The sequence below is a fragment of the Sphingomonas parapaucimobilis NBRC 15100 genome, assembly GCF_000787715.1.
GTDB lineage: Bacteria > Pseudomonadota > Alphaproteobacteria > Sphingomonadales > Sphingomonadaceae > Sphingomonas > Sphingomonas parapaucimobilis.
Map to the genome: position 1 here is coordinate 1 of NZ_BBPI01000076.1, position 12,427 is coordinate 12,427.

Sequence of the window (12,427 nt, forward strand, 5' to 3'; positions counted from 1 at the left end):
ACCAACTTTGGCGGTCAACAACATTTTTCACATCAATGTCGTTTTTCTTGCGCGCAGATGAAACATCCTGTCACTACGCTTCTTCCCCCCTGCCTCGCGCCTCTGCCTGCTCGCCATAGTGCCGGGCCAGCATGGCGCAGGCGATCAACTGGATCTGGTGGAACAGCATCACCGGCAACAGGATCACGCCGACCTGCGCCGCCGGGAACAGGACGCCCGCCATGGGAACGCCCGATGCCAGGCTCTTTTTCGATCCGCAGAATTGCAGGACAATCGCGTCCTCCGGCGACAGACGCATTAGCCGTGCGATCATATAGGTCGCCGCGAGGATCAGCCCGAGCAGCAACAGGCAGAGCAGGAACAGCCGCCCGAGATCGCCCGGCGATACGCGTGTCCACAGCCCTTCGACCACCGCCGCACCGAATGCGGTATAGACGACCAGCAGGATCGAGCCGCGATCGACCAGCGTCAGCACGCCTTTATGCCGACCGACAAAGCCGCCGATCCATGGCCGGAGCAGATGCCCCGCCACGAATGGCGCCAGCAGTTGCAGCAGAATGCCTTCTATCGAGGCGAGCGACACCCCTGCCCCGCCCTCGACCTTCATCAGGAGGGCCACCAGGGCCGGGGTCACGAGAATGCCGAGGAGATTGGAGAAGGACGCACTGCAGATCGCCGCCGCGACATTGCCGCGCGCGATCGCAGTGAAGGCGATGGACGACTGCACCGTCGAGGGCAGCAGGGTCAGGAACAATATGCCCATGGCCAGCGACGGATCGATACCGGGCAACCGGATCATGCCGAGCCCCAGCAGCGGAAACAGAAGGAAGGTCGATGCCAGCACCGCCAGATGCAGCGGCCAGTTGCGCAGGCCCGTCCAAATGGCCTCGCGCGACAGCTTCGCGCCGTGCAGGAAGAAGAGCAGCACGATACCCGCGTCGGCGAGATAGCCGGCAAATGTCGCGAACGCCCCGCGCGCAGGCAGGATGGTGGCAAGGGCAACCGTCGCCAGCAGGCTGAGGATGAACGGCTCGAAGACGGAAAACAGGCGCTGGATCATGGGCGCTCCCCGGCTGGACGCGCTCCGCAACCCGTCAGGCCTCGCCGAAACGCCATTAAAATCGCCGGATAGGCAAATCAGGACAGCGACGCTACCCTTTGTGGATTTTCAGAAGAGGGGAAAATGGGGGGAGCATAGCCGAATCGCTCAACCCCCACTCCGATCGTTCGGCCGGTGCCGGTCTTTCCGGCGGCTTCCGCTCCCGATTTGTGATTCTGTTCGTGTGTTGGCCGACGATACGAGCGTTCCGTACGGGAAATCGCAGCCAAAAAAAAGGCCGGTCTTGCGACCGGCCGAAAGTTTTTAGGAGAGGATGCCTGAAAGGCCCGATCCTTGTGCATCGCAGCACCGATGTTAGCAATTGCAACCTCGGCAATTGCAATTGCATGAAATGCAACTGATAGTAATAGCAACGGCTTGGATCATTCACCCTGCCATCCTGATCCACCATGTCGATCGCGTGGATCGGTTCGATGGACCGCAAGGGTCTTGTCGAACGCGATGCGGCTGCCGAGATGATCCCCACGACAAAGCGCAAGGATGCCGAATGACCACCAATCCCCTGCTCGCCGATACCGACCTGCCCGACTTCGCCGCGATCCGCCCCGAGCATCTGGTGCCCGCGGTCGAGCGGATGATCGCCGACGCGCGCGCCGCCGCCGACCGGATCGGCGGATCGAACGCCAGCGACTTCGGCGATGTCGTGCTGGCGAGCGAGCGGGCGGGCTTCGCGATTGCGCGGGGCTGGTCGCCTGCCGGGCATCTCCATTCGGTCGCCGACACGCCCGAGCTGCGCGCCGCCTATGCCGAGGCCCAGGCGATGCTGGCCGAATATGGCATGGAGGCGGGCCAGGATCCGCGCCTGTTCGCCGCCTTCAACCGGGTCGACCTGACGCCGCTGACCGAGGCCGAGGCGCGCGCGGTCGAGCTGGCGCGGCGTGACTTCGCTTTGTCGGGCGTCGGCCTGGACGACGCAGCCAAGGCCCGGTTCCGCGAGATCGGCGTCGAACTGAACCGGCTGAGCACCGAATTCGGCAATGCCGTGCTCGATTCCAGCGAGGCCTGGAGCGAGCATGTCACCGACGAAGCCCTGCTGTCCGGCCTGACCGACAATGCGAAGGCGATCCTGGCCTCCTACGCCGCCGAGAAGGGGCTGGACGGCTGGCTGGTCACGCTGCGCGAACCCAGCGTGCAGGCGATCTTGACCCAGGCGGACCATCGCGACCTGCGCGCGCGGGTCGCCAAGGCCTATGCCACCCGCGCCTCCGACCAGGCGGCCGATCCGACGCACGACAATAGCGCCCGTATCGACCGTATCCTCGAACTGCGCCACGAAGCGGCACGGTTGCTTGGCTTCAACGACGCCGCCGCCCGTTCGGTCGAGACCAAGATGGCGCAGTCGGCCGACGAAGCGCTGGCCTTCCTGTCCGATCTCGCCGCGCGTGCCCGCCCGCTGGCCGAGCGCGAGCTGGCCGAAGCAAGCGCCTATGCCGCCGAAAAGTTCGGGATCGCCAAGCTGGAACCCTGGGACACGGGCTATGTCGCCGAGCATATGCGCCGCGAGCGTTTCGGCGTCGATCGTGAGGCGATCCGCGCCTATTTCCCCCTGCCCCGCGTCATGGAGGGCACGGTCGCGCTGATCGAGCGGCTCTATGGCATTCGACTGGTCGAACGCGCGGACGTGTCGGTATGGAACGCCGATGTCCGCTATTATGATGTGCAGGACAAGAGCGGCGAGATCGTCGCGGGCGTCTATTGCGATTTCCATGCGCGCGCAGGCAAGCGTGGCGGCGCCTGGATGGATGTGTGCCGTCCGCGCTTCCGCGATGCCGACCGTTTCCACCGGCCCATCGCCTATCTGACCTGCAACTTCCCGCCCGCGACCGGCGACACCCCTGCCCTGTTGGCGCATGGCGATGTCGTCACACTGCTCCACGAGTTCGGCCATGTGCTGCACCACCTGCTGACCGAGGTCGACCTGCCCTCGATCGGTGGCATTTCGGGCGTCGAGTGGGACGCGGTCGAGCTGCCCAGCCAGTTCATGGAGAATTTCGCCTGGGACCGCGACACGCTGACCGCGCTGTCCGCGCATGTCGAGACGGGCGAGCCTCTGCCCGACGAACTGTTCGCCAAGATGCTGGCGGCGCGGCGCTTCCAGGCGGGACTGTTCCTGCTTCGCCAGATCGAGTTCGCGACCTTCGACCTGCGGCTGCACCGCGATTATGATCCGGTACGGGGCGGCCGCGTGATGGAGGTGCTGAACGATGTTCGCGATGAGGTGTCGGTGATTCGGCCACCCGAGTGGAATCGCTTCCCGCACAGCTTCAGCCATGTCTTCGCGGGCGGCTATGCGGCGGGCTATTACAGCTATCTCTGGGCCGAGCTGCTGTCGGCGGATGCCTTCGCCGCCTTTGCCGAGGAAGGCCAGGCGGCGGGCGATCGGTTCCGGCGCGAAGTGCTGGCACGCGGGGCGAGCCGTCCGGCGGCCGAGAATTTCCGCGCTTTCCGCGGCCGCGCGCCGGAGCCGGATGCCTTGCTGCGCCATCACGGGCTGGCGGCCTGACGCCGATACCGGGGCCGTCATCGGCGGCCCCGGCTTCATTCCCAGATGCAATCTGGATTATATAGAAAAATCCATTTCTCTACAGCTTCTTAACCACCCTCACCCAAATTGGGGCGGTAGGGAGGAAGCGTCGTGAGCGGATCGGACCATATTGATTTTGAACAGCGACTGGCGGCATTCGGCTATCGCGCCGGAAGCTATGCCTCATTTCCGACGATCAAGCGCGCGATCGAGCGGCATGCGCCCGCCGCGCTGACCGCGCTCTACCGGCATATCGCCGCCACCACGCAGATACGGGGGCTGTTTTCTTCACAGGCGCGGATGGATCATGCCCGCGACAAGCAGATGGAGCATTGGCGCAAGCTGTTCTCCCGCCCGCTGGATCGCGATTATGCCGCCGCCTCGACCCATATCGGACAGGTCCATGCGCGGATCGGGCTGGCGCCGACCTGGTATATCAGCGGCTATGCCCGGATGTTGGAATATGTCCTGCCCAGGCTGATCCTGGGTCGATTGCTCTGGCCGTTCGGCGCACGGCGCCGGGCGCGGGCGACGACCGCGCTGGTCAAGGCGTCGCTGATCGACATGGACATTGCGCTGGCCTCCTATTTCGAGGCCGAGCAGGCGGGACGCCGTGCGGTGATCGAACGCTGCGGCGCAATCTTCGACCGGATGGCCAAGGGCGACCTGACCGCCTCGCTCGACGGCCTACCGTCTGAATATCAGGCGCTGGCCGACAGTTTCGAGGCGATGCGCGCCCAGATGTGCGCGACGCTGGGCGTGGTCACCCAGTCCGGCGAGCATATCCGCATCGGCTCTGGTGACATTCGTCAGGCATCGGACGACCTGTCCGACCGCACCAAGCAGCAGGCCGCTTCGCTGGAGGAAACCGCCGCCGCGATGCAGCAGATCACCTCGACCGTCCGCCAGACGGCCGACGGTGCCTCGCGCGCCAACCGGATCGTCGGCGAGGCGCGGGCCGAGGCCGAGGAGTCGGGCCAGATCGTCCGCCGCGCGGTCGAGGCCATGGGCGGCATCGAGCGTTCGTCGTCGGAGATCAGCGAGATCATCAGCGTCATCGACGGCATCTCGTTCCAGACCAACCTGCTCGCGCTGAATGCCGGTGTCGAGGCCGCCCGGGCGGGCGAAGCGGGCAAGGGCTTTGCCGTCGTCGCCAGCGAAGTGCGCGCGCTCGCCCAGCGCTCGGCCGAAGCGGCCAAGGATGTAAAGACGCGCATCCTCGCCTCCTCCGATCAGGTCGGCGCGGGCGTCGAACTGGTCAACGAGGCGGGTGACGCGCTGCAACGGATCATCGGCCGGATCGGCGAGATCAGCGACCTGGTGTCGCAGATCGCGGCCTCGGCCAGCCAGCAGTCGATCGGTCTGCAACAGGTCAATACCGCCGTCGCCGAGATGGACGGCGTGACCCAGCGCAATGCCGCCATGGTCGAACAGGCCACCGACGCCGCCCGCACCCTGGCGCAGGAAGCCGAGACGCTGGCCCGCGAAGTCGCCCGCTTCCGCCTGGCCGACATCAGCGGCGACCCGCGCAACCCGGTCCACCAGATGCAGCGACGCCTCGCCGCGGTCTGATCCTCACCCCCCGAGGACAAACTGGGCTCCGGCGCAGGTCGGGGCCTTTTTCTTTTTGTTGGGCGACAGCCATATGTACGCCCCCACCCGTTCGCGCTGAGCGAAGTCAAAGCGCACAGCCCGCTGTTGCGGCTTGGGTGAAGCTCATCCCATGATGACAGTGGAAGAACCAATGCGAGCCCCTCCCCTGAAGGGGAGGGGTGTGTCCATCTCATGCCATCGCACTCAGGCTGAACGGTGGTCGAGGGGAAATGTCGCGACGGTTTGCATGAAGCTTCAGGGCACATGACGCATTTCGAAACGACAAAACCCACCCGTTGACGATCAGGGACGGTCAAATCAGGATTGCCGGAAGGATGGTGGAGCCGAGGGGGATCGAACCCCTGACCTCTGCAATGCCATTGCAGCGCTCTCCCAACTGAGCTACGGCCCCATCGATTTCGGCGCGCGTCCGGCGGGATGCGGACTGGCCTGTCAGCGCATCATGAGATGCGGCTATTCCGGCGGAATGGTGGAGCCGAGGGGGATCGAACCCCTGACCTCTGCAATGCCATTGCAGCGCTCTCCCAGCTGAGCTACGGCCCCGTTCCGCTGTGGAGGCAGCCCACTAGCGGGGCCGCCGTGGCTCGGCAAGCACTTTTTTCAAGCACCCGCCGAGCCCGTTCGGGCAACTTAGTGTTCGTCGTCCTCGCTGGACGTTTCCACGCCCAGATCGTCGTCGCCGCCCAGATCGACTTCATCGTCGGGCGAGGGCTCTTCGTCTTCACCGGTGATGTCCAGATCCTCGTCGTCGCCGCCCGCCAGATCGCTGTCGGCTTCCTTGCTCTCCGGCTTGGCCTGCTCGAACGGCAGGGGCTGCTTGGACTTCAGGATGGGCTCGGGCTCCCACTGAGTCCCGCAATTGATGCAGGTGACGGGGTCGTCCTTTTCGAGGTCGTAGAAACGCGTCGCGCATTTCGGGCACGTACGCTTCGTGCCCCATTCCGGCTTGATCATGCCGTTCATACCTTTCGGAATTGGGTTTTCCGCCGGAGCGAAAAGTGGGCGCGCCTTGCCACAGCGCAAGGCCCCTGTCAAAAGCCCGCGCCATCTATGGCGCACACCCTTCCCCAGCCTCGCACCGTGCGAGCCGCCGCCGCCCTTCGCGGCACCATCGCCGTTCCGGGCGACAAATCGATCAGCCATCGCTCGCTGATGCTCTCCGCGCTCGCGGTCGGTGAAAGCCGGGTCGAGGGGCTGCTGGAGGGGGAGGATGTACTCGCCACCGCCGCCGCGATGCGCGCAATGGGCGCGGACATCGTTCGGCAGGATGACGGGGTGTGGGTGATCCATGGTGTCGGCGTGGGCGGGCCGCTCCAGCCCGAGACCGCGCTCGACATGGGCAATTCGGGCACCTCGACGCGCCTGCTGATGGGGCTGGTCGCCAGCCATCCGATCACCGCGACGTTCATCGGCGACGCCTCGCTGTCCAAGCGGCCGATGGGCCGCGTCATCGAGCCGCTGTCGCAAATGGGTGCCGAGTTTCAGGACACGCCGGGCGGCCGCCTGCCCCTGATGGTCCGGGGCATCAGCCCGGCGGTGCCGATCCGCTACACCCTGCCCGTCGCCTCGGCACAGGTGAAGTCGGCGATCCTGCTGGCGGGCCTGAACACGCCGGGCGAGACCACGGTGATCGAGCCGATCGCCACCCGCGACCATAGCGAGCGGATGCTGGCAGGCTTCGGCGCAGAGCTGACCGTCACCCCCTCGCCCGAGGGCAAGGTCATCACGATTCGCGGCCAGGCCGAATTGAAGCCGCAGAATATCGTCGTGCCGGGCGACCCGTCCTCGGCGGCCTTCTGGCTGGTCGCGGGCTCGATCGTGCCCGGCGCAGACGTGACCATCACCAATGTCGGCATGAACCCGACCCGCACCGGCATCATCGAAGCACTCAAGATGATGGGCGCCGACATCACCGAACTGGACGCCCGCACCGTCGGCGGCGAGCCGGTCGCCGACCTGCGTGTCCGCCACGCACCCCTGTCGGCGATCGAGGTTCCGCCCGAGCTGACGCCCAGCATGATCGACGAATACCCCGTGCTATTCGTCGCCGCCGCATTCGCGACCGGCACGACCATCGCCCGCGGTGCGGAGGAACTGCGCGTCAAGGAATCGGACCGCATCACCGCCATGGCCGATGCGCTCGGCGCCTGCGGTGTCCGTTGTGAGGAATTCGAGGACGGCATGGCCGTGACCGGCACCGGCGGCGAACCGATCCCCGGCGGCGCGACCATCGCCACGCTGCTCGACCACCGGATCGCGATGAGCATGACCATCGCCGCGCTCAACGCCCGCGATCCCATCACGCTGGATGACGCGGCACCCGTCGCGACCAGCTATCCCATCTTCTTCGACACGCTGGAGAAGCTGGGGGCGATGGCATGATCATCGCCGTTGACGGTCCGGCGGCCAGCGGCAAGGGCACCATCGCCCGCGCGCTGGCCCGGCATTATGGGCTGCCGCATCTCGACACCGGCCTGCTCTACCGCGCGGTGGCGGCGACGGTGCGGCAGATGCATCTCGACCCGACCAGGGAAGCCGACGCCGTGGCCGCGTGCAGCTTCGACGACAGTCTGCTCGCCGATCCCTCCTTGCGGGACGATGAGACGGGCAAGCTCGCCTCGGTCGTGTCGGCGCATCCGCTGGTTCGCGCCGCCCTGCTCCAGCGGCAGAAGCGATTCGCGCAGCAGCCCGGCGGCGCGATCCTCGACGGACGCGACATCGGCACGGTCATCGCGCCCGACGCGGATGCCAAACTGTTCGTGAAGGCGACCTCGCAGGTCCGCGCCCGGCGGCGGCATAACGAACTGGTCAAGAACGGCGCCGACGTGTCGTTCGAACAGGTGCTCGCCGACATCCGCGCCCGCGACGAACGTGACAGCGGCCGGGCGACCGCCCCCCTCACCCAGGCGGCGGATGCGGCGGCGCTGGACACCTCCAGCCTCACGATCGAGGCGGCCGTGGCCCGCGCGATCCAGTTCGTCGACGCCCAGGTGGCGGCTAAGGCGCGCCAGTAGCATTCCTCCCCTGCAAGGGGAGGTGGCAGCGCGCCAGCGCTGACGGAGGGGGGCCAGCCCCAAGGGATGTCACTTGCGGCACGCCCCCTCCACCACCGCTTCGCGGCGGTCCCTCTCCCCGTGCCGGGGAGGACACCCCCTCACCTTGCGCAAAAGCCCGTTTTCGGCTAAGGACGCCCCGCTCGCGGACCCTGTTCCGCGGAGAGGCTGACGCGAGGCCATGCCCTCAGCGTCCTTTCCGCATTTGTCGCGGACCGCCGCTTTTCCGTGTTTCAGCCTCATCTTCGGGCCTGGTGGCGTCGGCATGGGGTCGGCGCGGCCATCGTCGAAGGTTTCGGGAATCGCCCGGACCGGAGGCGGAAAACTATCAGGAACCTAACCCTTTTATGGCAACCAACCCCCAGCCCACGCGCGACGATTTCGCGGCGATGCTCGATGACATGTTCGGCGGTGCCGACAGCTTCGAGGGTCGCGTCGTGCATGGCACCGTCACCGCGATCGAAAACGACATGGCCGTCATCGACGTCGGCCTGAAGTCGGAAGGCCGTGTGCCCCTCCGCGAATTCGCTGCCCCCGGCCAGAAGGCCGACCTGAAGGTCGGTGACGAAGTCGAGGTCTATGTCGACCGCGTCGAGAACATGCACGGCGAAGCGATGCTCAGCCGCGATCGCGCCCGTCGCGAAGCCGCCTGGGACAAGCTGGAACTCGAATTCTCGAAGTCGGCCCGCGTCGAAGGCGTGATCTTCGGCCGCGTGAAGGGCGGCTTCACCGTCGACCTGAACGGCGCCGTGGCGTTCCTCCCCGGCTCGCAGGTTGATATCCGCCCCGTCCGCGACGTCACCCCGCTGATGGACATCCCGCAGCCGTTCCAGATCCTGAAGATGGACCGCAAGCGCGGCAACATCGTCGTGTCGCGTCGCGCGGTCCTGGAAGAGACCCGCGCCGAGCAGCGTTCGGGCCTGATCCAGAGCCTGGCCGAGGGTCAGATCATCGACGGCGTCGTCAAGAACATCACCGATTACGGTGCGTTCGTTGACCTGGGCGGCATCGACGGCCTGCTGCACGTCACCGACCTGTCGTACAAGCGCGTCAATCATCCGTCGGAGATGATCGCGATCGGCGACACCGTGCGCGTCCAGATCATCCGTATCAACAAGGACACGCAGCGCATCTCGCTCGGCATGAAACAGCTCGAGAGCGATCCGTGGGATGGCGCAGGCGCCAAGTATCCGGTCGGCGCGAAGCTGTCGGGCCGCGTCACGAACATCACCGAATACGGTGCGTTCGTCGAGCTGGAGCCGGGCATCGAAGGCTTGGTCCACGTCTCGGAAATGTCCTGGACCAAGAAGAACGTCCATCCGGGCAAGATCGTGTCGACCTCGCAGGAAGTCGACGTCGTGGTCCTGGAAGTCGATCAGGAAAAGCGCCGCATCTCGCTGGGTCTCAAGCAGGCTCAGGCCAATCCGTGGGAAGCGTTCGCCGCAGCCCATCCGATCGGTTCGACCGTCGAGGGCGAAGTCAAGAACGCGACCGAGTTCGGCCTGTTCATCGGCCTGGACAACGATGTCGACGGCATGGTCCACATGTCGGACATCGCCTGGGGCGTGTCGGGTGAGGATGCCCTCAACCTGCACCGCAAGGGCGAAGTCGTTCAGGCCGTGGTCCTGGACATCGACCCCGAGAAGGAGCGCATCTCGCTCGGCATGAAGCAGCTCGAGCGTGGCGGCCCCGTCGCTGGCGGCGTGGCTGCGGCTGGCGATCGCCTGAACAAGAACCAGGTCGTCACCGTGACCGTCCTCGAAGTCCGCGATGCGGGCCTCGAAGTCCAGGCGGGCGACGATGGTGCGACCGGCTTCATCAAGCGCACCGATCTGGGTCGCGACCGTGACGAGCAGCGCCCCGAGCGCTTCCAGGTCGGCCAGAAGTTCGACGCGATGGTGACCGGCTTCGATCGTTCGAAGAAGCCGACCTTCTCGGTCAAGGCGATGCAGATCGCCGAAGAGAAGCAGGCGGTGGCTCAGTATGGTTCGTCCGACTCGGGCGCCTCGCTGGGCGACATTCTGGGCGAAGCGCTGAAGGCGCGCACCCAGAAGTAAGTCACTGGGCCGGGGCATGTTTTTTCGGAAACATGTCCCGGTTCCGGCCAAATGACACGGATGTGTCGCTTAATCGTATAATAAAAATACTTTCAGCAGCGAGAAACACAGGTTAAGAACGATCCGTCTTAAGCTTGGGACTAGACGATGATCCGTTCGGAACTGGTGCAAAAAATCGGTCAGCGTAATCCGGGACTGAACCCGCGTGAAGTCGAACTGATCGTCACGATTTTCTTTGATGAGATTACCAAGCGACTGGCGGATGACGGTCGCGTCGAACTGCGCGGCTTCGGCGCCTTCTCGACCCGCGCGCGCGGTGCCCGCACCGGCCGCAATCCCCGCACCGGCGAAACCGTCAATGTCTGCGCCAAGCGCGTCCCCTATTTCAAACCCGGCAAGGAAATGCGCGCGCGTCTGAACGTCGACGCGGAATGATCCTGTTCCGGTCACGGGGCGGAAGGACGTAGCTATTCCGGCTTTCCGACCGCTCCACCCTTGACCTGCGCGGCATCCTGGTATCTTCGTTGGCCTGTGCGCGGACGTGGCGAAACCGGTAGACGCTGCCGACTTAAAATCGGCTTCCTATGGAGTGCGGGTTCGAGTCCCGCCGTCCGCACCATCGGATTGGCCGCCGCCCTGCTGGCGACGACCGCCTGCGAGCGTCATGCCGATCACGGCGCCGTGGTCGTCAGCACCATCCAATCCACGCCTCCTTCCGCCCCGTCCGGCGGACTGACCCTCACCGATGGCGACACGTCGCGCCGCGTGCTGCGCGACGCGCTGGCGCAGGGACTGGTGCGTTTCGACGCCAATGGCCAGATCGAGCCGGGGCTCGCCGAACGCTGGATCGTCATCGACGAGGGCGGCAGCTTCATCTTCCGCCTGCGCGAGGCGAAGTGGAATGACGGTACGCCCGTCACCGCCGAGCAGGTCGTGGCGATCCTGCGTCGCCTGGTGTCACCTCATTCCGGCAACCCGCTGACCCCCTTCCTGACGGCGATCGACGAGATCGTGGTGATGACGCCGCAGGTCATCGAAATCCGCCTGTCGCGCCCTCGCCCCGATCTGCTGAAGCTGTTCGCCCAGCCCGAAATGGCGATCGTCGATCGCGGACGTCGCGGCACCGGGCCGTTCCGCATCATCCAGGCGGGTCCGCCGCCGCTGCTACGTCCCATCCCCGACCCGCGCCGTATCGAGCCCGAAGATGACGCCACGCCCGCGCCGGAGGAGGATGTCCGCCTGATCGCCGAGAGCCCGGCGCGCGCCATCCTGCGTTTTGCGGGCGGCCAGTCGGACCTGCTGCTCGGCGGCCGGTTCGAGACATGGCCGCTGCTCGACGCCGTCCGGATCAACCAGTCCGCTATCCGGATCGATCCGGCGGCAGGGCTGTTCGGCCTGAGCATCGCCCATCGCGACGGCTTCCTGGCCGATGCCGCCAATCGTCAGGCGCTATCGGCCGCGTTCGACCGGGCGGCGATGCTGGCGGCGGTCGCCCCCAATTGGGAAGCCGCCGACCGGCTGCTGCCCGATGCACTCGATTCGGACGCGCCGCCGCAGATACCCGGCTGGGCGCTTCTCAATCTGGACGAACGGCGGAGCGGGGCGCGGGCGCGGGTCGCCGCCTGGGGGCAGCCGGTGCGGCTCCGCATCGCCTTGCCGCAGGGACCGGGCGCGAACCTTCTCTATGGCCAGATCGGCGCAACACTGCTGGCGGTCGGCATCACACCGGAACGGGTGGCGCTCGATGCCCCTTCCGACCTCCGCCTGATCGATGCGGTCGCCCCCTATGACAGCGCGCGCTGGTATCTCGCCACCGCCTGTGCGCGCTGCGGAGAGGCGGCGATGGCGGCGATCGAGCAGGCGCGGCTGGCCCCCACACTGGCCGGGCGAAGCGCGGCGATCGCGGCGGCGGATGCGGCGATCAACGCCGACACGCCCTTTATCCCGCTGGCCCGTCCGCTGCGCTGGTCGCTCACCACGGCGCGACTGCGGCAGTTCCAGACCAACAGCCGCGCCTGGCATCCATTGAACCGGTTGCGCACCGTCACCAACTGAGGGG

Annotated in this window: 9 protein-coding genes and 3 tRNA genes; 8 read left to right on the forward strand and 4 right to left on the reverse strand. The window is 66.2% G+C overall.

Annotation, left to right across the window (positions count from 1 at the left end; genetic code table 11):
• Positions 1-73: 73 nt before the first annotated feature.
• Positions 74-1,060 (reverse strand): bile acid:sodium symporter family protein, encoded by a 987-nt coding sequence (locus SP5_RS14390; protein WP_042490049.1) that lies wholly within the window; start codon positions 1,058-1,060, stop codon positions 74-76.
• 547 nt (positions 1,061-1,607) lie between these two features.
• Between SP5_RS14390 and SP5_RS14395 the strand changes: the two genes are divergently transcribed.
• Together SP5_RS14395 and SP5_RS14400 are read left to right on the forward strand one after the other, a co-directional pair.
• Positions 1,608-3,623, forward strand: coding sequence for a M3 family metallopeptidase (locus SP5_RS14395; protein WP_042490051.1), 2,016 nt, complete (start codon positions 1,608-1,610; stop codon positions 3,621-3,623).
• A 132-nt stretch (positions 3,624-3,755) separates the two neighbouring features.
• Entirely contained in the window at positions 3,756-5,216 is a 1,461-nt protein-coding gene (locus SP5_RS14400; protein ID WP_052811565.1) for a globin-coupled sensor protein, read from the forward strand.
• A gap of 357 nt (positions 5,217-5,573) precedes the next feature.
• On the opposite strand, the gene SP5_RS14405 is transcribed toward SP5_RS14400, so the two are convergent.
• From SP5_RS14405 to SP5_RS14415, 3 genes are all read right to left on the reverse strand, one after another.
• Positions 5,574-5,649, reverse strand: a tRNA-Ala gene (locus tag SP5_RS14405).
• Positions 5,650-5,725: 76 nt separating this feature from the next.
• A tRNA-Ala gene (locus tag SP5_RS14410) sits at positions 5,726-5,801 on the reverse strand.
• Positions 5,802-5,888: 87 nt separating this feature from the next.
• Positions 5,889-6,212, reverse strand: a complete 324-nt coding sequence (locus SP5_RS14415; RefSeq protein ID WP_042490188.1) for a TIGR02300 family protein — start codon at positions 6,210-6,212, stop codon at positions 5,889-5,891.
• Positions 6,213-6,308: 96 nt separating this feature from the next.
• Here SP5_RS14415 and aroA point away from each other — a divergent pair, with 96 nt between their 5' ends.
• The 6 genes from aroA (at position 6,309) to SP5_RS14445 (ending at position 12,423) form a co-directional block, all read left to right on the forward strand.
• On the forward strand, positions 6,309-7,640 hold the full coding sequence (gene aroA / locus SP5_RS14420; protein WP_042490053.1) for a 3-phosphoshikimate 1-carboxyvinyltransferase: 1,332 nt from the start codon (positions 6,309-6,311) through the stop codon (positions 7,638-7,640).
• On the forward strand, positions 7,637-8,272 hold the full coding sequence (cmk, locus tag SP5_RS14425) for a (d)CMP kinase (RefSeq protein WP_042490056.1): 636 nt from the start codon (positions 7,637-7,639) through the stop codon (positions 8,270-8,272). The genes aroA and cmk overlap by 4 nt, the downstream gene beginning before the upstream one ends.
• A 386-nt stretch (positions 8,273-8,658) precedes the next feature.
• On the forward strand, positions 8,659-10,368 hold the full coding sequence (gene rpsA / locus SP5_RS14430; protein WP_007405816.1) for a 30S ribosomal protein S1: 1,710 nt from the start codon (positions 8,659-8,661) through the stop codon (positions 10,366-10,368).
• Positions 10,369-10,515: 147 nt separating this feature from the next.
• Positions 10,516-10,803, forward strand: a complete 288-nt coding sequence (locus SP5_RS14435) for an integration host factor subunit beta (protein ID WP_042490058.1) — start codon at positions 10,516-10,518, stop codon at positions 10,801-10,803.
• Between the two features lie 100 nt (positions 10,804-10,903).
• A tRNA-Leu gene (locus tag SP5_RS14440) sits at positions 10,904-10,987 on the forward strand.
• A gap of 5 nt (positions 10,988-10,992) precedes the next feature.
• Positions 10,993-12,423, forward strand: a complete 1,431-nt coding sequence (locus tag SP5_RS14445) for an ABC transporter substrate-binding protein (RefSeq protein WP_052811566.1) — start codon at positions 10,993-10,995, stop codon at positions 12,421-12,423.
• Positions 12,424-12,427: the final 4 nt, after the last annotated feature.

Excerpts from the sequence above, each read along its gene's own strand:
- SP5_RS14390 (WP_042490049.1), bottom strand. The coding sequence starts at position 1,060 with ATGATCCAGCGCCTGTTTTCCGTCTTCGAGCCGTTCATCCTCAGCCTG.
- SP5_RS14395 (WP_042490051.1), top strand. The coding sequence starts at position 1,608 with ATGACCACCAATCCCCTGCTCGCCGATACCGACCTGCCCGACTTCGCC.
- SP5_RS14415 (WP_042490188.1), bottom strand. The coding sequence starts at position 6,212 with ATGATCAAGCCGGAATGGGGCACGAAGCGTACGTGCCCGAAATGCGCG.
- aroA (WP_042490053.1), top strand. The coding sequence starts at position 6,309 with ATGGCGCACACCCTTCCCCAGCCTCGCACCGTGCGAGCCGCCGCCGCC.
- cmk (WP_042490056.1), top strand. The coding sequence starts at position 7,637 with ATGATCATCGCCGTTGACGGTCCGGCGGCCAGCGGCAAGGGCACCATC.
- rpsA (WP_007405816.1), top strand. The coding sequence starts at position 8,659 with ATGGCAACCAACCCCCAGCCCACGCGCGACGATTTCGCGGCGATGCTC.
- SP5_RS14435 (WP_042490058.1), top strand. The coding sequence starts at position 10,516 with ATGATCCGTTCGGAACTGGTGCAAAAAATCGGTCAGCGTAATCCGGGA.